Raw genomic sequence first — 25,050 nt, 5'->3', positions numbered from 1 at the left:
GACGCGTCATCCCGACGATGACAACCAGCTCACGAACAAAAAGTGGGGATAAGATAAATTTTCTTCAGAGGGAAGTAAAACCCCGTGTGCGCTCATTGCGCAAAATCACGGTAAATTGACTGAATTTCTTCCTGGAAGAAGCCGCGATAGAGCAGATAGCGCTGCACTTTGGCTTTCTCTTTCCAGTCGGTTGGCAACGCATCGCCAAATTTTCGCTGCGCCACCTGTTTCGCCTGTTCGCACCAGTCGATGTCGCATTCTGCCAGCGCGTCCTGCACCAGCGCTTTGTCGACGCCCTTTTGCATCAGTTCACTGCGGATACGCTGCGCACCGTAACCTTTGCGGCTGCGGCTGCCGATGTAGCTGTGAGCGAAACGCTTATCGTCTAGCCAATTATGCTGGTAACAGTAGGCAATAACCTGCTCGATCAGCGCAGGATCCACCGGCTCTTCAGCCCCCGGCGGTGATGCCGGCGCATGTGGCCCCCTGCCGCCAAAACGGGCTTTCGCCACAAACGGCTGCGCCGCAAGTTTGCGGCGCAGTTCAGCTTCACTATGATCGCGTTGCGACAGCAGGCGCATGGCGCGGCTTAGCAAGTCATTCATCATTCAAGCCTGAATTTATGGGATATGCGCCACACGAACGGCGGCGCATATCTTCAGCGATTAGAACTGCTCGCTGGTTTCCGCTTCGTCGTCTTCGAAGTCGTCACCGGAAGCGGCCACCAGTTCACCGCCGCTGTGCAGCAGCAGGTCACGCAGCTTCTTATCCAGCTCAGCGGCGATAGCCGGGTTTTCTTTCAGGAAGTTACAGGCATTCGCCTTGCCCTGACCGATCTTCTCGCCGTTATAGCTGTACCAGGCGCCGGCTTTTTCGATCATCTTGTGCTTCACGCCCAGATCGACCAGCTCGCCACGGCTGTTGATGCCTTCGCCGTACATGATTTGGAACTCAGCCTGCTTGAACGGCGCAGCGATTTTGTTCTTCACCACTTTCACGCGGGTTTCGCTGCCCACCACTTCGTCGCCCTCTTTGATGGCGCCGATGCGGCGGATATCCAGACGCACCGAAGCGTAGAACTTCAGGGCGTTACCGCCGGTCGTGGTTTCCGGGTTGCCGAACATCACACCAATTTTCATACGGATCTGGTTGATGAAGATCAGCAGGGTATTGGCGTTTTTCAGGTTGCCGGCCAGCTTACGCATCGCCTGGCTCATCATGCGTGCCGCCAGGCCCATGTGTGAATCGCCGATTTCACCTTCGATTTCCGCCTTCGGCGTCAGCGCCGCCACGGAGTCGACGATGATGACGTCAACCGCGCCGGAGCGGGTCAGCGCATCACAGATTTCCAGCGCCTGCTCGCCGGTGTCCGGCTGGGAGCACAGCAGGTTGTCGATATCGACGCCCAGCTTTTTCGCATAAATAGGATCCAGCGCGTGCTCGGCATCGATGAACGCACAGGTTTTGCCTTCGCGCTGCGCAGCGGCGATGACCTGCAGCGTCAGGGTGGTTTTACCGGAGGATTCCGGGCCGTAGATTTCAACGATGCGGCCCATCGGCAGGCCGCCGGCGCCCAGAGCGATATCGAGTGACAGTGAGCCGGTGGAGATCGTTTCCACGTCCATGGAACGGTCTTCACCCAGGCGCATGATGGAGCCTTTGCCGAACTGTTTCTCAATCTGGCCCAGTGCCGCAGCTAACGCCTTTTGCTTGTTCTCATCAATAGCCATTTTTGCTCCTTCGTTTCGCAATGCCGGTGTTACCCCACACTGCCACTGAATGTATGTTGTGCAGGAAATGTCACTAATTATACTGTATGGTCATACAGTATCAAGCCTAATTTACAAAAATTCGTCGATGGCGGTTTGCAGCGCGAAAATCGTCGCCTGCAGCCGCACCGCGTCGCGGTCGCCCTCGAATTGCATCTTACGCGACAGCCCCCGGCCATCGCTGCCGGCGAAGCCGAACCACACGGTACCGACCGGCTTTTCCGCGCTGCCGCCGTCCGGGCCGGCGATGCCGCTCACCGACAGCGCCAGATCGGCCTGCGCCGCCCGCAGCGCCCCTATCGCCATCTCGCGCACCACCTCTTCGCTGACCGCGCCGTGCACCGCCAACGTGGCTTCGCGCACCCCTAGCAGGTCATGCTTCGCCGCATTGCTGTAGGTGACGAAACCGCGATCGAAATAGGCGGAGCTGCCGGCGATATCGGTAATGGCCTTGGCAATACCGCCGCCGGTGCAGGATTCCGCACAGGTGATCCAGCGGCCCTGTGCCTTCAGTTTTTCCCCCACCAGCACGCTGAGCCGACGCAGTTGGTTTTCACTCATAACCTCTCCCTCGCGAATTCAGGTATATGCGCCCGATAGTAGCATTTATCAAGGCGATGCGGCGGCCGACGCGTGGAAATGCGCAGCGCCTCGCAGGAGGTGCGGTTTTAAGCGCCCAGCCAAGCTGCTAGTATCAAAAGAAGCGCCCCAGCGAGCGGCGGCGCACCAGCACAAGGAACATCACGGAGGCGGCACGCTGCGGCGGCGGCCTCAGGGCGCACCAGAAGAGATTAGGATGATAGCGTGAAAAAAACGTTGGGCGTATTCTTGCCGTTGTACACCACCACCCTGCTGCTGCTGTTGGGCTCGGGCCTGCTCACCACCTACGTCTCGCTGCGGCTGGCCTCCATCCACGTCAGCAGCGCGCTGATCGGCGCCATCATCGCCGCCAACTACATCGGGTTGGTGATCGGTGGCAAGGTCGGCCACTTTCTCATCGCCCGCGTCGGGCATATCCGCGCCTACGTGGCCTGCGCCGGCATCATTACCGCTGCGGTGCTGGGGCACGGCCTAACGGAGTTCATTCCCGCCTGGGTCGCCCTGCGCCTGGTGATCGGGCTGTGCATGATGTGTCAGTACATGGTGCTGGAAAGCTGGCTGAACGACCAGGCGGAATCCAACCAGCGCGGCATGGTGTTCGGCTTCTATATGGCAGCGACCTATCTCGGCATGTCGCTGGGCCAGATCGTGCTGATGCTGCAAAGCAACCTGGGCATCACCACGCTGCTGGTGATCGCGCTGTGCTTCGCGCTCTGTCTGGTGCCCATCGCCCTCACCACCCGCACCAATGCGCGCCACATGTCGCCGGCGCCGATGGAGCTGCGCTACTTTGTCGGCGCCATTCCCAAGGTGCTGGCCACCACGTTGGTGATCGGCATGGTGGTGGGCTCGTTTTACGGCCTGGCGCCGGTCTATGCCAGCCTGCAGTCCTTAACCACTCAACAAACCGGCCTGTTCATGGCACTGGCCATCTTCGCCGGGCTGGTGGCGCAGTTCCCACTCAGCTGGCTGTCGGATCGCTATAGCCGCCCGTTGCTGATGCGACTCAACGCTATTTTCCTGATCGTGGCGGCGCTGCCGCTGGCGCTGCTGCCGCACATCGATTTCCCGCTGCTGCTGGCGGTGGGATTCGTCGTCAGCATGCTGCAGTTTACGCTCTACCCGTTGGTAGTGGCGCTGGCCAACGATCTGATTGAGCCGGAGCGCCGCGTCTCACTGGCCGCCTGCCTGCTGATGGCGTTCGGCGTCGGCGCCAGCATCGGGCCCTTGGCGGTCGGCGCGCTGATCGAGCCGCTTGGCGGTAATATCCTGTACGCCTTCTTCGCCCTGTGCGGCGTGCTGCTGGCGGCCCTCAGCCGCACGGCGAAAGCGGAGGAACCTCAGCTGGCGCAGGACGCACCGGTGCCGCATATTCCGCTGCCGGACAGCCTCGCCAGTTCGCCGCTGTCGCCGGCGCTCAATCCGACCTTCGATGAGCAGATCATTCACGACACCATGCCGCCGCCGGAAGCGGCGCCCGATGTCGACGAGCCGCAGCCCGAGGAACAGGAGGCGGAGCCCCTGCCTCAGGGGGCCGATCCGCAAGAGGATACCGGCCTGAAAAAGGCGCACGCCATGCTGTAAACGGCAGCGCTACAGATCCAGGAAGGAGCCCAACATGAAACCGCGTTCGGCGATCGCCGCTTTCAGCGTCGGCGCGGTCAACACCTCCAGCTCGACGAGGCGCGGGTGACAATATTTGCTCTGCAGGATCGTCGCGTCGAGGAACGCCGGGTGGCACATCATTTCCAATGACTCGGCGCCCTGCTCGTCGGCGCGCGTCAACCGCTGCAGGAACAAGGCTTCGGAAATCATTTCACCGTAGAATCCCGCGTCAAACGCGTCGGTGCTGCAGGGCGTCTGCAACGTAATATCGCGCCGTTTCGCCTCTTCGCGATCGAGACGCAGCGGCAGACCCTGTGCCTGCGCAAACGCCTCCACCAGCGGGTAAATCTGCGGCTGCATATGCACATGGTGGTGGCTGTCGATGTGCGTCGGCGGCCTGCCGAACAGCGTCACAAACCGCGCGAACTGGCGCTGCAGTTCCTCCTGAATCTCGTCCAGCTGCAGCTCGCCGGCCTCGGCGCGGCACCACAGCCATTTACCCAGTTCGCCATGCTCGTTGACCAGCGAAGGCATGGCGCCCAGCGGCCTACCATGGGTCAAAACGAAATGCAGCCCGATCGGCAGCCCGGGATATTGCCGGCTGAGCGCCGCCGCGTGCTGGGCGCCGCCGCCGTTCACCATCGCCGTGGTAGAGGAAACCACGCCATGCTGATACGCCTCGATGACGCCGTAGTTTTGCCCCTTGCTCAGGCCGAAGTCGTCGGCATTCACGATCAGTAGTTTTTCCATAATGGCTCCCGCGAGATGGATTTTTGGCAAGGGAAGCCCGACCGACCGACGCGGCATTCCCCTTCTCTAAGGTAAAAATCGAATGATTAACCGGCCGGCGGCCTGAAGCTCATCGGCATATCGGCGTTGATACTGATCGGGAGCGGCCCTAAAGAGGGCCGTAGCACTTTTTTCGGTAGTTGCCTGGGGTCACGTCGGTGAGCCGCTTGAAGTTCTTAATGAACAGGCTGACATCGCCATAGCCGGAATCAAAGGCGATATCGGAAACCGAAGAGTTGGTGACCTCCAGCTGAGTCTTGGCGAAATTGATGCGGATCTCATTGATCACCTGCATCGGCGTCTTATGGTAGTAACGCCGCATCGCCCGGGTCAGATACTCCTGAGTCTTCCCCGACAGCGCCACCATGTTCGCCAACGCCCTTTCGCCGAACATCGCCTTGTCATGCATGCCGGCCAGGGTGTTCTTCAGCCACTGCGGGATATCATCGCCGCCGTCGTTTTCTTCCTTATAGTGACGAATGCGGCTGATCACATAAAAGGTCAGCGTTTCGAGAAATTCGGCGAAATCATCCTCGCGAAACTGCGGCGAACTCACCACCGATTCGATATAGGCCAAAAACTCGCTCCTCAGGCTGTAGGCCTGCGAGGCGACGAAACAGCGCGGCAGCTGCTGCAAATAGTGCTCTTCAAAGAACGCTTTGCTGACCGCCACGTTGAAGATTTTCGTCGCGCCGAACTCGTAAAAGCTCTGGTGGTAGGAGCCGATAGGGATAAAGACGAAATCCCCGCGTTCCAGCAGCACCCGCTTGCCGTTGATCTCCTGGTAGCACTTGCCGCTCAGTACGATGGTGAACTCGTAATAGTCGTGCTGATGCAGCCCGGTGGCGCTTTCCACCTTGTTGTAGATAAACAGGTGAAAATCTTTGCAGTTAAAAAAATCCTGCTCGCGAATCAGCTTCACGTCGTTCGCACTCAGCGAAATTCGGTTGTCGGACACGGCGCCGGCCTCCCGTTAGTCAAATCCGTTGCGTCTGGCCGCCTCGGCAAACCAGTAGCCGCTTTTCTTGATGGTGCGGCGCTGATCCGCCCGATCCAGCCGCACCAGCCCATAACGATTCTTGTAGGCGTTCAGCCAGGACCAGCAGTCGATAAAGGTCCACAGATGATAGCCTTTGCACTGCGAGCCTTCCGCCAGCGCGCGGTGCAGCCATTTCAGGTGCTCGCGAATAAAGTCGATGCGGTAATCGTCCTCCACCCGCCCATCGACGCCGATAAACGCCTCTTCGCCTTCAACGCCCATGCCGTTTTCCGAAATATAACAAGGCAGATTGCCGTAGTTCTCTTTCAGATCCATCAGGATGTCGTACAGCCCCTTTTCGTAGATCTCCCAGCCGCGGTGCGGATTGATTTTGCGGCCCGGCATTGCATAGTAACTGAACAAATCCTCCGGCGATGCGATCGGCCCCTCGGCACGGCGCCCCTCTTTCGCCTGCACCCTGCGCGGTTGGTAATAGTTGACGCCGAGGATGTCCACCACGCCGTCTTCAATCAGCTGCGCATCTTGCGGCTCGCAGTGGGGCATCAGCCCATGCCGCTCCAGCAGCTGCAGCAACGCCGCCGGATAACGCCCTTTGGCGACCGGATCGAGGAAACTGCGGTTGAGCAGCAGATCGGCGTCGTGTGCGGCCTGCCGATCCTCCAGCGCATCGGAACGCGGATAGGTCGGGCTCAGGTTCAAAATAATGCCGATATTCCCCGGCAGCTCCCGCGCTCTGAAACGCTGCACCGCCATGGCATGCGCCAGTACGCTGTGATACGCCACGGTGACCGCCCGTTTGAAGTCCACTACACAAGGGTAGTGCAGGTCATTCAGGTAGCCGGCCTCCACCGGCACGATCGGCTCGTTGAAGGTGAACCAGTGGGTGACCCGATCGCCAAACAGACCGAAACAGGTATCGGCGTAACGCGCATAGGCTTCGACCACCGCCCGGCTTTCCCAGCCGCCGCGCTGCTGCATGCACAGCGGCATATCGAAGTGGTAGAGATTGATAAACGGGGTGATGCCCTGCACCAGCAGTTCGTCGATCATCGCGTTATAGAAAGCCACCGCCTGCGGGTTCACCTCGCCGTCGCCGTCCGGGATCAGCCGCGACCACGAGATCGACGTTCTAAAGGTGTTGTGGCCCAACGTTTTGAGCAGCCCGATATCGGTACGGAAATGGTCGTAAAAGGTTGAGGCCTCGCCCGGCCCCACCCGATCGTGAAAGCGCTCGGGCGCGATCTCGTACCAATAGTCGAAGATGTTGCGGCTCTTGCCGTCCCGTGCGGCCGCCCCTTCAGACTGCGGCGCGGAGGTGGCGCTGCCCCACCAGAACCCGTCGGCAAATTGATATTCCATACTCGCGTCCCTCGCGGGGCGGCCACGCCGCCCCGTTCCACTGTTAGAATTTCAGCGCCTTGGCGATGTCTTCTTCGCTTTCCGTCGCCGCGTCGATCTGGCTCTGCGCCTTGTTGGAGATCGCCACGAACGGCAGATAAATCACGGTGGCGACCGCCAGGTTGAACAGGCTCAGCAACAGGGCCATGATGCTGCCGTTGGTGTTGAAGAACGCCCCCAGGCCGACCGGCATGGTCCAGGGCGCGATGTTGGTGATAGGCGGGATCAGCCCGGAGTAATAAGCCAGCGAGGTGATGATGGTCAGCACCGGCTGCACCAGGATGAACGGAATGAACATCACCGGGTTCATGATAACCGGCAGGCCGAACAGAATCGGTTCGTTGATCTGGAAGATGCCGGACGGCGTCGCCAGCTTGGCGACCTGGCGGTAATCTTCGCGGCGCGAGGCGATGAAGATGGCGATGATCAGGCCCAGCGTCGAGCCGGTGCCGCCGAGGTAAATGTAGGAGTCGACAAACGGCTTCGCCCACATATGGAACTCTTTCCCGGCGGCCACCGCCGCTTCGACCGAACCGTATTTGTTGTACAGCTCCACGTTTTCCAGCGCGAACGGCGTCATGATGCCGCTGTCCAGCGCCGCCAGCGCCATGGAGCCGTGCACCCCAAAGAACCACAGCAGCGAAGAGAACAGCACGTACACCCAGCCCACCACGCTGCCCATCTTGGCCAGCGGCGCCGAAATGCCGTCCATGATGATCTGGTGGAAGTTGGTGCCCCAGTGCGCCAGCGCGAACGCCACCAGCCCCATGATGGAGAGGATGATGAAACCGGGGATCAGCGCCGAGAAGGAGCGCGACACCGAAGCCGGCACGCTGTCCGGCAGGCTGATCACCCAGTTGCGCCGCACGATGAAAGCGAACATCTCGGCCACCACCAGCCCAATCACCATACCGGAAATGATGTTGGCGCCGCCCAGCCAGTTGGCGCCCACCGCATAGGCCTCGCCGACGTTAAACGGCGTGACGGTCATAAAGGCCGCCACCGCCAGCAATGCCGAAGCCAACGGATCGACCTTGCGCTCTTCGGCCAACGCCATGCTGATAAAGAACGGCGTCATCAGGGACATGATCCCCAGCGTGCCGTTGTAAACGCTGCCGCCGATGCTCTTCAGCCCGTTCAGCGTCTCGATGGTGGAGGCATCCAGGCGCACGCCCAGCGAATAGAAGAACGATCCTTCGCCGAAGCTCAGGAACACGTTGTTGATCAACACGAACATCGCCCCGGTCAAGGTCAGCGGCATCAGGCGGATAAAGCCGTTCTTGATGGCGTTGACGTGGGGCTGCTTACCGATTTTTACGGCGAAAGGCAGGATAACCTTCTCGAGCGAGGCAATGAGGGTATTCACGGCGGCCTCCTGTTATTGATTGGCTTTCTTGATGGCGGCCACCGCGGCCTTCAGCACCCCCAGCCCATCGACCTTGCCGTACAGCAGCGGATCGATGACTTCAACAGGTTTGTTGGGCAGCTGTTTTTGCACTTCCGGCAAGGTGTAGGCGATCTGTGGCCCCAGCAGGATCAGATCCGCTTCAATGCCTTTCTCCGCGGCCAGCGCCTCCGGATAGGCGGCGATGATCACCGGTACTTCGTATTTCTCGGCCTGCGCCTTCATTTTTGATACCAACAGGGAAGTGGACATACCGGCAGAACAAAACAGATAGATTTTTTTCTTTTCCATACCAAGCACCTCAGATAATCAAAAAAACCCCGTGTTATTTGTATGCCAGATGCAATCACGATTGCTTCACGCACATTCCTTATGAAAATTTCCGTCACGTTGCCCTGGTTGCAGACAGTATACGGAGCATGAAAAACGGATCGGTAAGCCAGCTAGGATAATAACCGTCTCTCCTTGACCTACTGGCTTGACCCCCTTCACATTTCACATAAAAAAATAGTGTGACCGGGCTCTCAAATAACCGATAAAAACTCGGAATATTCGCAATAAGTACTCAAATAGCAATTATAAACAGCCAGTTATAAACTCGCCGGGAATTTAAGGGATTATTTGCGCCCGAACAAACGAAGGGGGAATAAAAATAGTTCAAGCTTGATTCGCTTACTTGCCATCCGAACGCGATGGCCGGTAAAGAAGATTAGGTGGGCAGACGCAGCAACTCGATCACCGTGGTCAGCGCCACGGAATGATTCCTGCGGTTGGGATAATAGAGGTAAAAACCGGGAAACGGCGCGCACCAGTCGGCCAACACCCGCCGCAGCCGCCCGCTCGCGAGGTGTTCTTCCACCTCCTGTTCGATGGCGAAAGCGATGCCAACGTGCGCCAACGCCGCCTGCAGCAACAGCCTGGCGTCATCCACGATAAGCGGGCTGTTGACCGCCACGGAAAATCGCTGCTCGCCCTGCTGAAATGCCCATTTGTAGCGCTCGCCCGAAGAGGCCTTGCGCCAACCGATGCAGCGGTGCTGCAGCAAATCCTGTGGATGCGTCGGTTCGCCGTGCCGTTGAAAATAGTCCGGCGTGGCGACGATGGCAAAACGCAGATCCGGCGTCAGGCGCACCGCACGCATATCGTTGTGCAGATCCTCGCCGAGCCGAATACCGGCGTCAAAGCCTTGCTCGACGATGTTGGCAAACCCTTCGTCCGCCACTACCTCCAGCGTAATGCCGGGGTACTCGCTGGCCAACCGCCCCAGATGCGGTACGATGGCGAGATCGATCGCCGAACGCGGCGCGTTGATGCGCACCAGGCCGCGTGGCCCTTCGCGAAACGCATTCAGGCTCTCCAGCGCGGCGTCGATGTCGGTAAAGGCCGGCACCAGCTGTGCCAACAGATGCTCACCGGCCTCCGTCGGCGAGACGTTGCGGGTGGTGCGGTTCAGCAGGCGAATGCCCACCTGCGCTTCCAGTTCGCGCAGGGTGTGGGTCAGCGTCGGCGGCGTCACGCCCAGTCGGGCGGCGGCGCGGCGGAAGCTGCGTTCACTGGCGATAGCCACGAAGGCTGCCAGGCCGGACAATTCGGGTTTCTTCATGCTATTAATATAAATTATCTAATAGTGAGATGAATTTTTAGCGGATAGTTATCCGTCATCTAACAACATAGCATTGCGATCGAACCCATTACCAGGTATCGATGCGATGATTAATACTACAGCCCCAACTCATGAAACGCCGCGCCGTCTGGCTGACAAAGTCGTGCTGGTAAGCGGCGGCGGCACCGGTATCGGCCGCGCAGCCGCGCTGGCCTATGCCCGCGAAGGCGCAAAAGTGGCGCTGGCCGGCCGGCGTGCGGCGGAAATCGAAGCCACGGCGCGCGACATCGCGCTCGCCGGCGGCGACGCCCTGCCCATCGTGGCCGACGTCTCCCAGGAAAACGACATCCGCAGGCTGCTCGCCACGGTGACCGCCCACTACGGCCGGCTCGACGTCGCCTTCAACAACGCCGGCATCATCGGCAACTTCGCCCCCATCACCGAACAGAGCAGCGAGGATTTTGACCGCGTGATCGCCATTAACCTCCGTGGCGTCTGGCTGGCGATGAAATACGAGATTGAAACCTTCCTGGCGCAACATTCAGGCGGCGTGATCGTTAACACCTCCTCCTGGCTGACCCACGGCGCGCTCGCCGGCTCATCCAGCTATTCCGCCAGCAAAGGCGCGCTCGATGCGATGATCCGCGCGGTGGCGCTCGAATACAGCGGCCAGGGCATCCGCGTCAACAACATCAACCCCGGCATCATCGACACGCCGATGGCGCGCGGCAGCGTGGCTGACAGCGCGGCGTTCGCGCCCTTTATCGCCCACACGCCCGCCGGCCGCCTGGGCGAATCGGAAGACATCGGCGATGTGGCGCTGTGGCTGGCGACGGACGAAGCCCGCTTCATCACCGGCCAAAGCCTGCTGGTGGACGGCGGTTACACCATCGCCGGCATGCGTTGAGGGGGCGACGCCATGAACTACGTTCGGCTTGGCGACAGCGGCCTGCAGGTGTCCCGCCTTTGTCTGGGCGGCATGACCTACGGCGATCCGGCCTGGCGGCCCTGGGTGCTGAAAGAAGAGCAAGCGCGCCCCTTTATCCGTGAGGCGCTGGAGGCGGGCATCAATTTTTTCGATACCGCCAACATTTACTCCGGCGGAGAAAGCGAGCGCATTCTCGGCCGCGCGCTGAAGGCGTTCGCCCGTCGTGAAGACGTGGTGATCGCCACCAAAGCCTACTTTCCGATGGACGCGCAGCCGAACAGCCGCGGGCTGTCGCGCAAGCACCTGCTGCACAGCGTCGACGCCTCCTTGCAGCGGCTAGGAACGGATTACCTCGATTTGTTCGTCCTGCACCGCTTCGACACCGAAACGCCGATCGAAGAAACTGCCGACACCCTCGACGGCCTGGTGCGGGCGGGCAAGATCCGCTATCTCGGCGCGTCTTCACTGCACGCCTGGCGCCTGATGAAAATGCTGGCCTTTCAACGTCAGCACCGCCTGGCGCCGTTTATTTCGTTGCAAAGCCAATACAACCTGGTGACGCGTGAAGACGAAGAAGAATTGATCCCGCTGTGCCTGGAGGAAGGTCTTGGCCTGACGCCCTGGTCGCCGCTGGCCCGCGGCGTGTTGGCCGGCTCCGCCAGTGGCGGCACGCTGCGCGCCGCCACCGACGAACAGGCGCCCCGTTGGTACGGCGGCAGAAACGAGGTGGAATGCACCGTCGCTGCCGTAGCGGAGGTGGCGGCCGTGCACAGCGTTCCACCGGCGCAGATCGCGCTGGCCTGGCTGTTGGCCAAACCCGGCGTAGCGTCGCCGCTGGTGGGCATGTCCAAGCCACACCATCTGCAGGATGCGCTGGCGGCGCTCGACCTCAGGCTATCGCCGGAAGACGTGGCCGCGCTGGAGGCGCCAATGGCACACGCTGCCCGCCCCGAGCGCTGGTAGCCCCCTTTCCCTCATTCCCGGAGAGAAACATGTCATACGCTGTTACCGCGCGAGCGGCGTTGTTCACCCTCGCTGCCGCATTCACCCTTAGCGCGCCGGCGCAGGCCGCCGTCAGCGCAGACTGCACAGAAAGCAGCATAACGCTGCCGCCCGGCGCACTTTACCCCAACGGCATCGCCCGCGCGGCGGACGGTACGCTGTATGTCGGGCTGATCACCAGCGGCAACGTGCTGCGCAAACGGCCGGGTCAGGCGTGGGAAACCTTCTTCCCCGGCGCTGACACGGTGTTCGCCTCAAACGCGCTGCGGCTGGACGAACGGCGCGGGCTGCTGTGGGGGAACTCGCCGGACTTTCTCTCCGGCGGCAAAACGCGCGCCAACCGCATCTATGCGCTGAACGTCGTGGATGGCACCCTCAACCGCAGCCTGGCGCTGCCGGCGGGGGAAATGGGCAACGATATCGTGCTTGGCGCAGACGGCACGGTGTACGTGACGGAAACCCGCGGCGGCGGCATCCTGCGCCTGCGGCCGGGCGAAACGGCATTCAGTACGCTGTATCGGGATCCGCAATTGGCGGCTCCCAGCGGGTTGGGGGCCGCCGGGATCGTGCTGCTCGACGACCGGCTGATGGCAGTCGCCAATTTCGGCACCGGTAAGCTCTACACCCTCAGCTATAACGATCCAAAGCCGCAGCTGACGGAAATGCAGCTGCCGCGCCTCATCGAAAACCCGGACGGGATGGGGTTGGCACCGGACGGCGCGCTGATCGTGCTGGAAAACGGGATCCAGAGCGGCCAGGGGCGGATCCTGCGGATCCCTTCCCCCAAGGCGGCAGGCATGCACCGGATTGAGATCTTGCGCGAAGGCATGGAATCGCCGGTCAACCTGACTATCACGCCACAAGGCTGCGCCTTCGTCAGCGAATCGCGCATCCGCCACCGCCTGCTGCCCGGCCATGAAACCGAAGTGCCCGACAGCTTCCGCCTCTATCAACTGCCTTTGCCTCTCACCGCCGCGCAATAACCTTTCCACCACCACTGCGGGCGGCGACTTGCGTTGTTGCCCGCAGGCGAACAACAATCTCGCTGCGTTACAAACCGGCCTTGCGCAGCGCTTCCCATTTTTACCTGTGACAGCCGATTGCCCGCTGGGCTAGTATAAGCGTCTGTGCAAACCTCGGGTTTGAGCGCGCCGTCTGGCGTTTTGATGATTTGATTTGCGCCGCCCGGCAAGCGCTAAAGGGGGCGGCGCCTGCTGAAACAATGTGATAGCGAATGATGACAATGAAAATCACAGTGACCTTTACATTCAATGGATTGGAAAAATAATCGCATGAATAGCACCGATAAACTCGATTCGCACACGCCAATGATGCAGCAGTACCTGCGCCTCAAGGCCCAGCATCCTGAAATCCTGCTGTTCTACCGCATGGGCGACTTCTACGAGCTGTTTTACGACGACGCCAAGCGCGCTTCCCAACTGCTGGATATCTCGCTGACCAAACGCGGCGCCTCGGCGGGTGAACCGATCCCGATGGCCGGCGTGCCGCACCACGCGGTGGAGAACTACCTGGCCAAGCTGGTGCAGCTCGGCGAGTCCGTCGCCATCTGCGAGCAGATCGGCGATCCGGCCACCAGCAAAGGGCCGGTCGAACGCAAAGTGGTGCGTATCGTCACCCCCGGCACCATCACCGACGAAGCGCTGCTGCAAGAGCGTCAGGACAACCTGCTGGCGGCGATCTGGCAGGACGCGCGCGGTTTCGGCTACGCCACGCTGGACGTCAGCTCCGGCCGCTTCCGCGTCGCCGAGCCGCAGGATCAGGAAACCATGGCCGCCGAGCTGCAGCGCACCAATCCGGCCGAGCTGCTCTACCCGGAAACCTTCGAACAAATGGCGCTCATAGAACAGCGCCACGGCCTGCGCCGCCGCCCACTGTGGGAATTCGAGCTTGAGACCGCGCGTCAGCAGCTCAACCTGCAGTTCGGCACCCGCGATCTGACCGGCTTTGGCGTCGAGCAGGCGCACCAGGCGCTGCGCGCCGCCGGCTGCCTGCTGCAGTACGTCAAAGATACCCAGCGCACTTCACTGCCGCACATTCGCGGCCTCACCATGGAGCGCCAGCAGGACGGCATCATCATGGACGCCGCGACCCGCCGCAATCTGGAGCTGACGCAAAGCCTGTCCGGCGGCAGCGACAACACGCTGGCGGCGATCCTCGATCGCACGGTCACGCCGATGGGCAGCCGCATGCTGAAACGCTGGCTGCACATGCCGACCCGCGATATCAAGGTTCTCACCGCCCGCCAACAGGCGATCGGCGCATTGCAGGACCTGTTCACCGATCTGCAGCCTTCTCTGCGTCAGGTGGGCGATCAGGAGCGAATTTTGGCGCGTCTGGCGCTGCGCACCGCGCGGCCGCGCGATCTGGCGCGCATGCGCCATGCTTTCCAGCAACTGCCGGACATCCGCGCGCTGCTGCAAGACGTGGACACCCCGCACGTGCAGCAGCTGCTGTCACAGGTGGGCCAGTTCGACGAGCTGCGTGAGCTGCTGGAACGCGCGGTCATTGAATCGCCGCCGGTGCTGGTGCGCGACGGCGGCGTGATCGCCCCCGGGTACAACAGCGAACTGGACGAGTGGCGCGCACTGGCCGACGGCGCCAGCGACTACCTCGATCGGCTGGAGATCCGCGAGCGTGAAAAGCTGGGGCTGGATACGCTCAAGGTCGGTTTTAACGGCGTACACGGCTACTACATTCAGGTCAGCCGCGGCCAAAGCCACCTGGTGCCGATCCACTATGTGCGCCGTCAGACGCTGAAAAACGCCGAGCGCTACATCATCCCGGAATTGAAAGAGTACGAAGACAAAGTGCTCACCTCCAAGGGTAAGGCGCTGGCGATCGAGAAAAGCCTGTACGACGAGCTGTTTGATCTGCTGCTGCCGCACCTGGCGGAACTGCAGCAAAGCGCCGCCGCACTGGCCGAGCTGGACGTGCTGGCCAACCTGGCCGAGCGCGCCGATACCCTGAACTACGCTTGCCCAACCATGAGTGAACAGCCGGGGATCCGCATTACCGAAGGCCGCCACCCGGTGGTAGAGCAGGTGCTGAGTGAGCCGTTTATCTCCAACCCGCTCACCCTGTCGCCACAGCGCCGCATGCTGATCATCACCGGCCCGAACATGGGCGGTAAAAGCACTTATATGCGGCAAACGGCGCTGATCGTGCTGATGGCGCACATCGGCAGTTACGTGCCGGCCACCAAGGCCACCATCGGCCCGGTGGATCGCATCTTCACCCGCGTCGGCGCGGCGGACGATCTGGCTTCCGGCCGCTCTACCTTCATGGTGGAGATGACCGAAACCGCCAACATTCTGCACAACGCCACCGAGCACAGCCTGGTGTTGATGGATGAAATCGGCCGCGGCACCTCCACTTACGACGGCCTGTCGCTGGCCTGGGCCTGCGCCGAGAACCTGGCCAACCGCATCAAGGCGATGACGCTGTTCGCCACCCACTACTTCGAGCTGACGACGCTACCGGAGAAAATGGAAGGCGTGGTCAACGTGCATCTGGACGCGCTCGAACATGGCGATACCATCGCCTTCATGCACAGCGTGCAGGACGGGGCTGCCAGCAAAAGCTATGGCCTGGCGGTCGCCGCGCTGGCCGGCGTGCCGCGCGACGTCATCAAGCGCGCCCGTCAGAAGCTGCGCGAGCTGGAGTCTATCTCCAGCCACACCGCCTCGGGCAGCGTCGATGCCACCCAGATGACGCTGCTGCAGGAAGAGACCTCGCCGGCGGTAGAAGCCCTGGAGGCGCTGGATCCGGATTCCCTGTCGCCACGCCAGGCGCTGGAATGGATCTACCGGCTGAAAAATATGGTGTAGTCTGGTGCCAAACGCGGGCATAAAAAAACGGTGAGCATCATGCTCACCGTTTTTATTTGATGCGGTTCAACAACCGGCGTTATTCGCGGAACAGCGCCTCAATGCTCAGGCCCTGCATCTGCAGAATCTCACGCAGGCGGCGCAGGCCTTCAACCTGAATCTGACGAACGCGCTCACGCGTCAGGCCAATCTCCCGGCCTACGTCTTCCAGCGTCGCCGCTTCATAGCCCAGCAGGCCGAAACGACGCGCCAACACTTCACGCTGTTTGGCGTTCAGTTCGAACAACCATTTGACGATGCTTTGCTTCATATCGTCGTCTTGCGTGGTGTCTTCAGGCCCGTTGTCCTTCTCGTCGGCCAGAATGTCCAGCAGCGCTTTCTCCGAATCCCCGCCCAGCGGCGTATCCACCGAGGTGATGCGTTCATTCAGACGCAGCATGCGGCTGACGTCATCCACCGGCTTGTCGAGTTGCTCGGCAATCTCTTCAGCGCTCGGTTCATGATCCAGCTTGTGGGAAAGCTCGCGCGCGGTGCGCAGATAGACATTCAGTTCTTTGACGATATGGATAGGCAAACGAATGGTACGGGTTTGGTTCATGATCGCCCGTTCAATCGTCTGACGGATCCACCAGGTTGCGTAAGTGGAGAAGCGGAAACCGCGTTCCGGGTCGAATTTTTCCACTGCGCGAATCAGACCGAGGTTACCCTCTTCGATCAGATCCAGCAGCGCCAGACCGCGGTTGCTGTAGCGGCGGGCGATTTTCACCACCAGCCGCAGGTTGCTTTCAATCATGCGGCGGCGGGACGGCACGTCACCGCGCAGAGCACGCCGCGCAAAATAGACTTCTTCCTCTGCGGTCAGCAGAGGTGAATAACCGATCTCACCCAGATAGAGCTGCGTCGCATCCAATACGCGTTGCGTAACGCCTTGAGACAACAGCTCTTCTTCCGCTAAATCGTTCTCGCTGGTCTCTTCTTCTACCAGCGCTTTTTCATCAAACGACTCAGCCTCAGCTCCATTCTCGTCGAAATCCGCATCATCATGTAACTCGTTAACTTTCAGCGTATTTTGGCTCATATGCTGCTCCTACCCGTGATACCGCGAGCAGAATCTCAGCGTATTCTGCCCAATCTATCGCTGCGGAAGATAACGCAGCGGGTTTACGGATTTCCCCTTGTAACGAATTTCAAAATGCAAACGTACTGAACTGGTACCGGTGCTACCCATGGTGGCTATTTTTTGACCCGCCTTCACTTCTTGTTGTTCCCGGACCAGCATTGTGTCGTTATGAGCGTAGGCGCTCAGGTAATCATCATTGTGTTTGATGATGATTAGATTACCGTAACCCCGTAAAGCGTTGCCGGCATACACTACGCGGCCATCGGCGGTAGCGAAGATAGGCTGCCCACGGGAACCGGCGATATCGACGCCCTTATTCCCACCTTCTGATGAGGAAAAGTTATCAATAATCTTACCGTCAGTCGGCCATCTCCAGGTACTGACCGGAGAACTGTTGCTGACGGTGCTGCTCACGGGTGGAGCGGCTTCCGGTGCGGTAACAGGCGCAGTCGCGGTCCCAACCGCTGCGGCACCTGCTGCAGGTAACATCTTACCTACATTCTGTTTACCCGAGTTTTCAGAATACGCGTTAGTTGATTGAGAATCAACCGTTGCCGTCTGGATCTGGGAGCTGGAAGGTGGCTTCGGAACGCCGCCTTTGGTCGCGTCTGTCGTCGCCAGCATGCCGCCGCCGCCGTTGGCAGAACCATTACCAAGCTGAATGGTTTGGCCAACATTCAGGCTGTATGGCTCAGGAATATTGTTGCGCTGCGCCAGGTCGCGGAAATCGTTGCCGGTGATCCAGGCGATATAAAACAGCGTGTCGCCGCGCTTGACCGTATAGGTTTCACCGCCGCTGTAGCTCCCTTTAGGGATAGCGTTATAACTGCGGTTATAGACAATGCGGCCCTCGGGGCTGACCTGCTGCGCCCCGCCATTATTATTGCCGGATGGAACGGCACCGCCGCCACCCACGCTGCTGATAGGGGCCGACGTCGAGGCATTGTTCGTACAACCCGCCAACCACAAACTTACCATCGTACACACCGCTACCCGGCGTAACGTAATCATTGGGCTTCCCGTGCTCATGCTTCCCCCATGACAGCAATATCAGTGATATATCCAAAATACCCTTTACATCGTAGCCGAGCTTTTGCCACTTCCCAGTCCCTGCGATGTAAAGGCGCCGCCGGCCGATCCCTGAACGCCAGGTCATCTCCCGCCGGAGCATCAAAACGCGCGCCAATGCTAACCACATTGGCGTTGCCGCACCATAAGACAACTACGTAGAAAGGCCAATTCTAGTGAAAATTAGCCTGATTGGAACGAGAAAACCTTATCCGGACGTGATGAAAGTGCAACAGATTTTGCAGACGGTCGAAAAATCAGACAATCGCTAGGCCAATTCGCCTTTCACCAGCGGGACAAAGCGCACCGCTTCCACCGCATCGACAACGAACTCGTTGCCATGGCGTTGAATGCGTTTGAGGGTTTGGGCCTGCTCGCCCACCGGCAGCACCAAAATGCCGCCGTCGTCCAATTGTTCCACCAGCGCCTGCGGGATCTCCGGCGGTGCGGCGGTGACGATGATCGCATCGAACGGACCGCGCGATGCCCAGCCCTGCCAGCCGTCGCCGTGGCGGGTGGAAACATTATGAAGATCGAGCTGCTTCAGGCGGCGCTTGGCCTGCCACTGCAGCCCCTTGATGCGCTCGACGGAACAAACGTGTTGCACCAGATGTGCCAGGATAGCGGTCTGATAACCGGAACCGGTGCCGATCTCCAGCACCCGTGAAGTGGGCTTCAAATTCAGCAGCTCGGTCATCCGCGCCACCATATAAGGCTGGGAAATGGTCTGGCCGGAGCCGATCGGCAGCGCGGTGTTTTCGTAGGCCTTATGATCCAGCGCTTCGTCGACAAAACGCTCGCGCGGCACCGCTTCGATCGCCCGTAGCAGCTTTTCGTCCCGGATCCCCTGCTGCCGCAGCTGCGTCAGCAATGTTTGCATACGCTTGTTCACCATTCCCCGCTAACCTCTGCCTTGGTTAACCATGTTTTCACGACTTCCTGCGCCGCGTAGGCGGTCAAATCCACCTGCAGCGGCGTGATCGCCACATAGCCTTGTTCCACCGCCGCAAAGTCGGTATCCGGCCCGACATCAAATTTATCACCAGGCGGCCCGATCCAGTAGAGATTTTGTCCGCGCGGATCCTGCTGGCAGAACACCTTGTCGGCGGGATGGCGGCTGCCGCAGCGGGTAACGCGCAGGCCTCTAATCTCCGCCAGGGGCAGATCCGGTACGTTGATATTCAGGATTTTTCCGGTACGCAACGGCTCACGCCGCAACGCGCGCAGGATACGGCAGGTAATGACGGCGGCAGTCGCATAGTGCTGGTGGCCGTTCAACGACACCGCCAATGCGGGCAGCCCCAAATGCCGGCCCTCCATCGCCGCTGCGACGGTGCCGGAATAGATGACGTCGTCGCCCAAATTCGGCCCGGCGTTGATGCCAGAGACCACGATATCCGGTGCCGGATGCATCAGTGCGTTGACGCCAAGATAGACACAGTCGGTCGGCGTCCCCTGCAGCACCGCAATATCGCCGTTGGCCAGCGTCTGCGTGCGCAGCGGCGATTCCAGCGTCAGCGCATTGGAAGAGCCGCTGCGGTTACGATCCGGCGCCACGACCTGCACCTCGGCGAATTCCCGCAGCGCCGCCGCCAGCACCTGAATGCCCGGAGCGCTGACGCCGTCATCGTTACTCAGCAATATCCGCATCACTGTCATCCTGCTGCATGATCTCGCGAACTACGCTGGTGGCGAAGCTGCCTGCCGGCAGCCAGAAGCGCAGTTCCACGGTAACGTCATCCCACCAGTTCCACAGCATATTTTGCGGCTGCAACAGCAGGGCCCGACGAGCGGGTTCGACACGCTCGCGCTTTAAAAGCGTAAGCAATTCCGGCTGCTCCGCCAAGCATTGTTGTTCAAATGCCAACGCATCGCCGGCAGTACCCGGCTCGCCGTCGCCCGGCAACGTCGCGGTGACAACCAGCTCGCCAGCATCCAGGCGCTGTTGCAGCGTCTCCAGCTCATCGGCTTTGGCGACAAACCAGCTGCCGCGGCCGCTCAGCTGCAGGGCGTCACCTTCCAGCACGGTGCGCTGCAGGCCGTCGGCCAGGCGCCTGCTCGTGACCTGATTAAACAGCGCGCTGCGGCTGGCGGACAGGTAGAAACTACGCTTGCTGCGCTCTTTGACGCGAATTTCGTCATTCGCCCAGCGGCGCGCCATCACCAGGTTGTTGCCGCCGCGGCCGAAACGCTGGCTGCCGAAGTAGTTCGGCACGCCCTGCGCGGCGATGGCCTGCAGGCGGCGTTCCACGTCCTGCCGGTCGGAAATCTGGCGCAGCACCAACGTAAAGTGGTTGCCCTTCAGGTTGCCGATGCGCATTTTACGCAGGTGGCGGGCGTACGAGAGCACCTCGCAGCCTTCCAGCGTAAACCGGGAGAAATCCGGCGTGTCCTTACCCGGCATATGCAGGCAGAACCACTGCTCGGTCACCGCGTGGCGATCCTTCAAGCCGGCATAGCTGACGGCACGGGCGTGAATACCGGCGAAGCGCGCCAGGTAATCGGCCACGAACTGGGTATTGCAGCCGTTTTTACGGATGTTCACCAGTACGTGCTCGCCTTCACCGTCCGGCGCAAAGCCCAGGTCTTCCACCACCACGAAATCTTCCGGATTGGCTTTCAACACCCCGGTGCTCTGCGGCCGGCCATGCAGCCAGGTCAGATTCGCCATATCCATGCGGTTATTCCTTGATCAGCAAGGCGACCGCTTCGCAGGCGATGCCCTCGCCGCGCCCGGTGAAACCGAGCTGCTCGGTGGTGGTGGCCTTCACGTTGACGTCATCCATATGGCACTGCAGATCTTCCGCCAGGAAGACGCGCATCTGCGGGATGTGCGGCGCCATTTTCGGCGCCTGGGCGATGATGGTGATATCGAGGTTGCCGAGGCGGTACCCTTTGGCGCGGATGCGTTTCCAGGCTTCGCGCAGCAGTTCGCGGCTGTCGGCGCCTTTGAACGCCGGATCGGTATCGGGGAACAGCTTGCCGATATCGCCCAGCGCCGCCGCGCCCAGCAGGGCGTCGGTCGCGGCATGCAGCGCGACGTCGCCGTCGGAGTGGGCCAGCAAACCTTTGTCGTAAGGGATGCGAACGCCACCGATCACCAGCGGGCCTTCGCCGCCGAATTTATGTACGTCAAAACCGTGACCGATACGCATGATGCGCTCCTTAATTGTCCAACTGAGTCAAATAAAACGCCGCCAGCGCCAAATCCTCCGGCCGCGTTACTTTAATGTTGTCCGCCCGGCCGGCGATCAGCTGCGGATGATAACCGCAATGCTCCAGCGCCGAGGCTTCGTCGGTGACGTTCGCACCTTCATCCAGCGCGCGCTGCAGGCACTGCTTGAGCAGCGGCAGCGGAAACAGCTGCGGCGTCAGCGCGTGCCACAGATCCTGGCGTTCGACGGTGTGGGCGATGGTTTCGCGGCCGGGTTCGGCGCGTTTCATGGTGTCGCGCACCGGGGCGGCGAGAATGCCGCCGACCTTGCTGTGTGCGGTGATCGCCAGCAGGCGCTCGAGATCGTCGGCGTGCAGGCAGGGACGTGCAGCGTCGTGCACCAGCACCCAGTCCGCATCGCCCGCCAGTTTAAGCCCGGCCATCACCGAATCGGCGCGCTGTTTGCCCCCCTCAGTGACGATCACCCGCGGATCCTGGGCGATCGGCAACTGTTCGAACTGGCGATCTTCGGGGCCGATCGCCACGATCACCCGCTCAATGCGCGGATGACACAACAGGGCATGGATAGCGTGCTCGACGATGCTGTGCCGACCGATGGTTAAATATTGCTTCGGGCATTCCGCCTGCATGCGGCTGCCGATACCGGCAGCGGGCAGGACGGCAATCACCGAGGGAAAGGTGCCTGCGGAGTGATTCATGCGTTATTTTTGTGCGTTATTTTGCGAGGAAGACGCCGCGTTGCGTCTGGATTGGTCAGGAACCAGACGATAGAAAGTCTCACCGGGCTTGATCATGCCCAGCTCATTACGCGCTCGCTCTTCGATCGCTTCCTGACCGCCGTTCAAATCATCGATTTCGGCAAACAGCTGATCGTTACGCGCTTTCAACTTGGCGTTGTTGCCCTGTTGGACCGCAACGTCTTCATTGACTCGCACGTAATCGTGAATACCATTTTTGCCCAGCCACAGTGAATACTGTAACCAACCGAGCAATGCCAGCAATAGCAGCGTAAGTTTTCCCATCTCCGCCCCCTGAAAAACCGACCAATCATCCCACAACTTTTCGTTGGACTCCACACTGAGAGCGGCATTTCAACGCCAAATTCAGAATACGGATGAAGGGTTCCCGAGTTTATCGCCCAATTCCGCGGCGAAAGCGGCAAAAAAAGCCCCTTACACCCGATGCGCACGACGCGTTTTCCAATGAGGCACACACTGCCCTTCACCCATTATGCAGCAAGAACCACTGCACCGCCGCTTTCTGCCCCATCGCTTACTCCGCCACAATGCAAAAAGTGAATATTTACCACCATAGAAAGAATAATCCTTATGCAGGGGTTGTGCTTTCATTCATTGAAGCTTATTTTTATGCACTACCAGTGCATAAATAATTCCAATATATAACCTTTCATTATCGGGGATCGCGATGTTAAAACGTTTAGTTCTGATCGGCGCCTGCCTGGCCGCCACCTTCTCCACCGCCGCGTTGGCGGCTGAACCTACCTACGTCGTCGGTTCCGGCGGCACCTATCGGCCGTTCGAGTTTGAAAACAGCCAAAAACAGCTGGAAGGTTTCGACATCGACATCATCAAAGCGGTGGCCAAGGCCGAAGGCTTCCAGATCAAACTGATCAATACGCCGTGGGAGGGGATCTTCGCCACGTTGAATTCCGGCGATCGCGACATCATCATTTCCGGCATCACCATCACCGACAAGCGCAAACAAATGGTTGATTTCTCGGCGCCTTACTTCCCGGCCGAGCAGGCTATCGTGGTGCCGCAGGACTCGACGGTAGACTCCATCGCCGCGCTGAAAGCGCTGAAGGTCGGCGTGGTGAACTCCAGCACCGGCGACATCGTGGTGTCCGACGTGCTGGGCAAAAACAGCACCGCCATCAAGCGCTTCGACAATACCCCGCTGATGCTGCAGGAGCTGTATGAAGACGGCATCGGCGCGGCGGTCGGCGACGTCGGCGTGGCCAAGTTCTATATCAAAACCCATCCTGAGAAAGCCTTCAAGCTGGTGCCCGACGCCAAGTTCGAGCGCCAGTATTTCGGCATCGCCGTCGCCAAAGGCAACGACGAACTGCGCAACAAGATCAACGCCGGCCTGAAGAAAATCGTCGCCGACGGCACCTACGCCAAGATTTACCAAACCTGGTTCGACAGCAACGTACCGACGCTGCCGGCGGAATAATGCCCTGTCGCCGGCGCCCGCCAGGCCGTCGGCGCACCACCGTTTCAGCCTACCAAGAAGGAATACCTTTTGAACTTCCGCTGGGAGATCATCCAGGAATACGCGCCGCTGTTTATGGAAGGTGCCTGGATGACCATCAAATGCACCATTATCTGCGTACTGCTCGGCACCACCTGGGGATTGATCCTCGGGCTGGGCCGTTTGGCGCAAGCGCCGCACGGCATCTGGAAACCTATCCTGCATTACGGCGTTCAGTGGCCGGTGCGCATTTACATCAGCGCCTTTCGCGGCACGCCGCTGTTCGTGCAGATCATGGTGGTGCACTTCGCACTGGTGCCGCTGTTCATCAACCCGCGCGACGGCCTGCTGGTCACCAGCGGCCTGATGAGCGTCGATTTTGCCCGCGCGCTGCGCGCCGACTACGGTGCCTTTCTCTCCTGCGTAGTGGCGATCACGCTCAACGCCGGCGCCTATGTGTCGGAGATCTTCCGCGCCGGGATCCAGTCGATTGACCGCGGCCAGATGGAGGCCTCGCGCTCGCTGGGCATGAGCTACGGCAAGACCATGCGCCAGGTGATCCTGCCGCAGGCCTTCCGCCGCATGCTGCCGCCGCTGGGCAACAACGCCATCGCCATCGTCAAGGATTCGTCGCTGGCCTCCGCCATCGGCCTGGCGGATCTGGCCTATGCCGCCCGCACCGTCTCCGGCGCCTACGCCACCTATTGGGAGCCCTACCTGACCATTTCGCTGGTCTATTGGGTCATCACCTTCCTGCTCTCGCTGCTGGTGCAACACATGGAAAAGAGGTTCGGTAAAAGTGATTCGCGTACATAACCTGCAAAAACAGTTCGGCGAGAGCCACGTGCTGCGCGGCATTTCCTGCCGGATCGCCGCCAACGAAGTGGTGTGCGTCATCGGCCCTTCCGGCTCCGGGAAGAGCACCTTCCTGCGCTGCATCAACGCGCTGGAAACGCTCTCCGGCGGCGAGATCGAGGTCAACGGCTTCGCCGTTCACGATCAAAAAACCGACCTAAACAAGATGCGTGAAAGCGTAGGTATGGTGTTCCAGCGCTTCAACCTGTTCCCGCACATGACGGTGTTGGAAAACATCATCATGGCACCGGTGAGCGTGAAGAAACGGCCGCGCGCCGAAGCCATCGCGCAAGCCGAGCAGCTGCTGCACAAGGTCGGGCTGCTCGACAAGATAGACGCCTACCCCAACAGCCTCTCCGGCGGCCAGCAGCAGCGGGTAGCGATCGCCCGCGCGCTGGCGATGGAGCCGAAGATCATGCTGTTTGACGAACCCACCTCCGCGCTCGATCCGGAGCTGGTGGGCGAAGTGTTGGCGGTGATGAAATCGCTGGCGCACGAGGGCATGACCATGGTGGTGGTCACGCATGAGATGGGCTTTGCCCGCGAGGTGGCCGATCGAGTGCTGTTTATCGATCAGGGGATCATTCAGGAGGAAGGTGCGCCGCAGCAGATCTTCAGCCATCCGGCCAATCCGCGCACACAGGCGTTTCTGAGCAAAGTTTTGTAACCTT

Annotated in this window: 25 protein-coding genes; 8 read left to right on the top strand and 17 right to left on the bottom strand. The window is 60.4% G+C overall.

The window, feature by feature from the left end:
- Window positions 1–92: 92 nt before the first annotated feature.
- The 3 genes from recX to pncC form a co-directional block, all read right to left on the bottom strand.
- A complete protein-coding gene (gene recX / locus V8N38_RS03720; RefSeq protein WP_147839751.1) occupies window positions 93–605 on the bottom strand; it encodes a recombination regulator RecX in 513 nt (170 codons plus the stop codon).
- A 60-nt stretch (window positions 606–665) separates the two neighbouring features.
- Window positions 666–1,730 (bottom strand): recombinase RecA, encoded by a 1,065-nt coding sequence (recA, locus tag V8N38_RS03715; RefSeq protein WP_004932541.1) that lies wholly within the window; start codon window positions 1,728–1,730, stop codon window positions 666–668.
- A gap of 111 nt (window positions 1,731–1,841) precedes the next feature.
- The gene (gene pncC / locus V8N38_RS03710) at window positions 1,842–2,330 is read right to left on the bottom strand and encodes a nicotinamide-nucleotide amidase (RefSeq protein ID WP_147839750.1); all 489 of its coding nucleotides are present in this window, start codon (window positions 2,328–2,330) and stop codon (window positions 1,842–1,844) included.
- 243 nt (window positions 2,331–2,573) lie between these two features.
- Here pncC and V8N38_RS03705 point away from each other — a divergent pair, with 243 nt between their 5' ends.
- On the top strand, window positions 2,574–3,953 hold the full coding sequence (locus tag V8N38_RS03705; RefSeq protein WP_049200345.1) for an MFS transporter: 1,380 nt from the start codon (window positions 2,574–2,576) through the stop codon (window positions 3,951–3,953).
- Window positions 3,954–3,962: 9 nt separating this feature from the next.
- Here the strand turns inward: V8N38_RS03705 and chbG are convergent, their stop codons facing one another.
- The 6 genes from chbG to V8N38_RS03675 all read right to left on the bottom strand — a co-directional run bounded on the left by chbG (window position 3,963) and on the right by V8N38_RS03675 (window position 10,169).
- On the bottom strand, window positions 3,963–4,724 hold the full coding sequence (gene chbG, locus V8N38_RS03700) for a chitin disaccharide deacetylase (protein WP_060425319.1): 762 nt from the start codon (window positions 4,722–4,724) through the stop codon (window positions 3,963–3,965).
- A 148-nt stretch (window positions 4,725–4,872) separates the two neighbouring features.
- Window positions 4,873–5,721 carry a transcriptional regulator ChbR gene (chbR, locus tag V8N38_RS03695; RefSeq protein WP_060425318.1) on the bottom strand — a complete coding sequence of 283 codons (849 nt, stop codon included), beginning with the start codon at window positions 5,719–5,721 and terminating at the stop codon, window positions 4,873–4,875.
- A gap of 15 nt (window positions 5,722–5,736) precedes the next feature.
- Window positions 5,737–7,122: a glycoside hydrolase family 1 protein gene (locus V8N38_RS03690; protein WP_147839749.1), complete on the bottom strand. Its 1,386-nt coding sequence runs from the start codon at window positions 7,120–7,122 to the stop codon at window positions 5,737–5,739.
- A gap of 43 nt (window positions 7,123–7,165) precedes the next feature.
- Entirely contained in the window at window positions 7,166–8,527 is a 1,362-nt protein-coding gene (gene chbC, locus V8N38_RS03685) for a PTS N,N'-diacetylchitobiose transporter subunit IIC (protein WP_049200339.1), read from the bottom strand.
- 12 nt (window positions 8,528–8,539) lie between these two features.
- Window positions 8,540–8,857, bottom strand: coding sequence for a PTS sugar transporter subunit IIB (locus V8N38_RS03680; RefSeq protein WP_033641898.1), 318 nt, complete (start codon window positions 8,855–8,857; stop codon window positions 8,540–8,542).
- Window positions 8,858–9,275: 418 nt separating this feature from the next.
- A complete protein-coding gene (locus tag V8N38_RS03675; RefSeq protein WP_060440751.1) occupies window positions 9,276–10,169 on the bottom strand; it encodes a LysR family transcriptional regulator in 894 nt (297 codons plus the stop codon).
- A 106-nt stretch (window positions 10,170–10,275) separates the two neighbouring features.
- Between V8N38_RS03675 and V8N38_RS03670 the strand changes: the two genes are divergently transcribed.
- The 4 genes from V8N38_RS03670 to mutS all read left to right on the top strand — a co-directional run bounded on the left by V8N38_RS03670 (window position 10,276) and on the right by mutS (window position 15,947).
- Window positions 10,276–11,076: an SDR family NAD(P)-dependent oxidoreductase gene (locus V8N38_RS03670; protein WP_049200335.1), complete on the top strand. Its 801-nt coding sequence runs from the start codon at window positions 10,276–10,278 to the stop codon at window positions 11,074–11,076.
- A gap of 12 nt (window positions 11,077–11,088) precedes the next feature.
- Complete coding sequence (locus tag V8N38_RS03665) at window positions 11,089–12,060, top strand: aldo/keto reductase (protein ID WP_060425313.1); 972 nt, start codon at window positions 11,089–11,091, stop codon at window positions 12,058–12,060.
- A gap of 29 nt (window positions 12,061–12,089) precedes the next feature.
- Window positions 12,090–13,082 carry a hypothetical protein gene (locus V8N38_RS03660; RefSeq protein WP_244951304.1) on the top strand — a complete coding sequence of 331 codons (993 nt, stop codon included), beginning with the start codon at window positions 12,090–12,092 and terminating at the stop codon, window positions 13,080–13,082.
- A 309-nt stretch (window positions 13,083–13,391) separates the two neighbouring features.
- The gene (mutS, locus tag V8N38_RS03655) at window positions 13,392–15,947 is read left to right on the top strand and encodes a DNA mismatch repair protein MutS (protein ID WP_147839748.1); all 2,556 of its coding nucleotides are present in this window, start codon (window positions 13,392–13,394) and stop codon (window positions 15,945–15,947) included.
- Window positions 15,948–16,026: 79 nt separating this feature from the next.
- Here the strand turns inward: mutS and rpoS are convergent, their stop codons facing one another.
- The 8 genes from rpoS to ftsB all read right to left on the bottom strand — a co-directional run bounded on the left by rpoS (window position 16,027) and on the right by ftsB (window position 22,332).
- Window positions 16,027–17,025, bottom strand: coding sequence for an RNA polymerase sigma factor RpoS (gene rpoS, locus V8N38_RS03650; RefSeq protein WP_004932578.1), 999 nt, complete (start codon window positions 17,023–17,025; stop codon window positions 16,027–16,029).
- 54 nt (window positions 17,026–17,079) lie between these two features.
- Window positions 17,080–18,078, bottom strand: a complete 999-nt coding sequence (nlpD, locus tag V8N38_RS03645) for a murein hydrolase activator NlpD (RefSeq protein ID WP_038871876.1) — start codon at window positions 18,076–18,078, stop codon at window positions 17,080–17,082.
- Window positions 18,079–18,403: 325 nt separating this feature from the next.
- Window positions 18,404–19,030 carry a protein-L-isoaspartate(D-aspartate) O-methyltransferase gene (locus tag V8N38_RS03640; RefSeq protein WP_047728898.1) on the bottom strand — a complete coding sequence of 209 codons (627 nt, stop codon included), beginning with the start codon at window positions 19,028–19,030 and terminating at the stop codon, window positions 18,404–18,406.
- Window positions 19,024–19,785 (bottom strand): 5'/3'-nucleotidase SurE, encoded by a 762-nt coding sequence (surE, locus tag V8N38_RS03635; RefSeq protein ID WP_084826836.1) that lies wholly within the window; start codon window positions 19,783–19,785, stop codon window positions 19,024–19,026. The genes V8N38_RS03640 and surE overlap by 7 nt, the downstream gene beginning before the upstream one ends.
- On the bottom strand, window positions 19,766–20,812 hold the full coding sequence (gene truD / locus V8N38_RS03630) for a tRNA pseudouridine(13) synthase TruD (RefSeq protein ID WP_147839747.1): 1,047 nt from the start codon (window positions 20,810–20,812) through the stop codon (window positions 19,766–19,768). The genes surE and truD overlap by 20 nt, the downstream gene beginning before the upstream one ends.
- 4 nt (window positions 20,813–20,816) lie before the next feature.
- Window positions 20,817–21,290, bottom strand: coding sequence for a 2-C-methyl-D-erythritol 2,4-cyclodiphosphate synthase (gene ispF / locus V8N38_RS03625; RefSeq protein ID WP_004932594.1), 474 nt, complete (start codon window positions 21,288–21,290; stop codon window positions 20,817–20,819).
- Between the two features lie 10 nt (window positions 21,291–21,300).
- Entirely contained in the window at window positions 21,301–22,008 is a 708-nt protein-coding gene (ispD, locus tag V8N38_RS03620) for a 2-C-methyl-D-erythritol 4-phosphate cytidylyltransferase (protein ID WP_147839746.1), read from the bottom strand.
- A 3-nt stretch (window positions 22,009–22,011) separates the two neighbouring features.
- Entirely contained in the window at window positions 22,012–22,332 is a 321-nt protein-coding gene (gene ftsB, locus V8N38_RS03615) for a cell division protein FtsB (protein ID WP_016929043.1), read from the bottom strand.
- Window positions 22,333–22,735: 403 nt separating this feature from the next.
- Between ftsB and V8N38_RS03610 the strand changes: the two genes are divergently transcribed.
- From V8N38_RS03610 to V8N38_RS03600, 3 genes are all read left to right on the top strand, one after another.
- The gene (locus tag V8N38_RS03610) at window positions 22,736–23,506 is read left to right on the top strand and encodes a basic amino acid ABC transporter substrate-binding protein (RefSeq protein ID WP_039568898.1); all 771 of its coding nucleotides are present in this window, start codon (window positions 22,736–22,738) and stop codon (window positions 23,504–23,506) included.
- Between the two features lie 114 nt (window positions 23,507–23,620).
- Window positions 23,621–24,340 carry an amino acid ABC transporter permease gene (locus tag V8N38_RS03605; protein WP_042706788.1) on the top strand — a complete coding sequence of 240 codons (720 nt, stop codon included), beginning with the start codon at window positions 23,621–23,623 and terminating at the stop codon, window positions 24,338–24,340.
- Window positions 24,324–25,046 carry an amino acid ABC transporter ATP-binding protein gene (locus tag V8N38_RS03600; RefSeq protein ID WP_038871895.1) on the top strand — a complete coding sequence of 241 codons (723 nt, stop codon included), beginning with the start codon at window positions 24,324–24,326 and terminating at the stop codon, window positions 25,044–25,046. The genes V8N38_RS03605 and V8N38_RS03600 overlap by 17 nt, the downstream gene beginning before the upstream one ends.
- Window positions 25,047–25,050: the final 4 nt, after the last annotated feature.

The organism is Serratia nevei, from assembly GCF_037948395.1.
Lineage (GTDB): Bacteria > Pseudomonadota > Gammaproteobacteria > Enterobacterales > Enterobacteriaceae > Serratia > Serratia nevei.
The sequence above is the reverse complement of the archived record's forward strand: the minus strand, read 5'-3'. Positions and strand labels throughout refer to the sequence as shown.

What these genes read in the sequence shown, in the direction of transcription:
- pncC (WP_147839750.1), bottom strand. Translation starts at nt 2,330, where the DNA reads ATGAGTGAAAACCAACTGCGTCGGCTCAGCGTGCTGGTGGGGGAAAAA.
- ispD (WP_147839746.1), bottom strand. Translation starts at nt 22,008, where the DNA reads ATGAATCACTCCGCAGGCACCTTTCCCTCGGTGATTGCCGTCCTGCCC.
- rpoS (WP_004932578.1), bottom strand. Translation starts at nt 17,025, where the DNA reads ATGAGCCAAAATACGCTGAAAGTTAACGAGTTACATGATGATGCGGAT.
- V8N38_RS03610 (WP_039568898.1), top strand. Translation starts at nt 22,736, where the DNA reads ATGTTAAAACGTTTAGTTCTGATCGGCGCCTGCCTGGCCGCCACCTTC.
- recA (WP_004932541.1), bottom strand. Translation starts at nt 1,730, where the DNA reads ATGGCTATTGATGAGAACAAGCAAAAGGCGTTAGCTGCGGCACTGGGC.
- recX (WP_147839751.1), bottom strand. Translation starts at nt 605, where the DNA reads ATGAATGACTTGCTAAGCCGCGCCATGCGCCTGCTGTCGCAACGCGAT.
- V8N38_RS03640 (WP_047728898.1), bottom strand. Translation starts at nt 19,030, where the DNA reads ATGGTGAACAAGCGTATGCAAACATTGCTGACGCAGCTGCGGCAGCAG.
- ispF (WP_004932594.1), bottom strand. Translation starts at nt 21,290, where the DNA reads ATGCGTATCGGTCACGGTTTTGACGTACATAAATTCGGCGGCGAAGGC.
- V8N38_RS03670 (WP_049200335.1), top strand. Translation starts at nt 10,276, where the DNA reads ATGATTAATACTACAGCCCCAACTCATGAAACGCCGCGCCGTCTGGCT.
- chbG (WP_060425319.1), bottom strand. Translation starts at nt 4,724, where the DNA reads ATGGAAAAACTACTGATCGTGAATGCCGACGACTTCGGCCTGAGCAAG.
- V8N38_RS03660 (WP_244951304.1), top strand. Translation starts at nt 12,090, where the DNA reads ATGTCATACGCTGTTACCGCGCGAGCGGCGTTGTTCACCCTCGCTGCC.
- surE (WP_084826836.1), bottom strand. Translation starts at nt 19,785, where the DNA reads ATGCGGATATTGCTGAGTAACGATGACGGCGTCAGCGCTCCGGGCATT.
- V8N38_RS03680 (WP_033641898.1), bottom strand. Translation starts at nt 8,857, where the DNA reads ATGGAAAAGAAAAAAATCTATCTGTTTTGTTCTGCCGGTATGTCCACT.
- V8N38_RS03675 (WP_060440751.1), bottom strand. Translation starts at nt 10,169, where the DNA reads ATGAAGAAACCCGAATTGTCCGGCCTGGCAGCCTTCGTGGCTATCGCC.
- V8N38_RS03665 (WP_060425313.1), top strand. Translation starts at nt 11,089, where the DNA reads ATGAACTACGTTCGGCTTGGCGACAGCGGCCTGCAGGTGTCCCGCCTT.
- ftsB (WP_016929043.1), bottom strand. Translation starts at nt 22,332, where the DNA reads ATGGGAAAACTTACGCTGCTATTGCTGGCATTGCTCGGTTGGTTACAG.
- nlpD (WP_038871876.1), bottom strand. Translation starts at nt 18,078, where the DNA reads ATGATTACGTTACGCCGGGTAGCGGTGTGTACGATGGTAAGTTTGTGG.
- V8N38_RS03690 (WP_147839749.1), bottom strand. Translation starts at nt 7,122, where the DNA reads ATGGAATATCAATTTGCCGACGGGTTCTGGTGGGGCAGCGCCACCTCC.
- mutS (WP_147839748.1), top strand. Translation starts at nt 13,392, where the DNA reads ATGAATAGCACCGATAAACTCGATTCGCACACGCCAATGATGCAGCAG.
- V8N38_RS03605 (WP_042706788.1), top strand. Translation starts at nt 23,621, where the DNA reads ATGGAAGGTGCCTGGATGACCATCAAATGCACCATTATCTGCGTACTG.
- truD (WP_147839747.1), bottom strand. Translation starts at nt 20,812, where the DNA reads ATGGATATGGCGAATCTGACCTGGCTGCATGGCCGGCCGCAGAGCACC.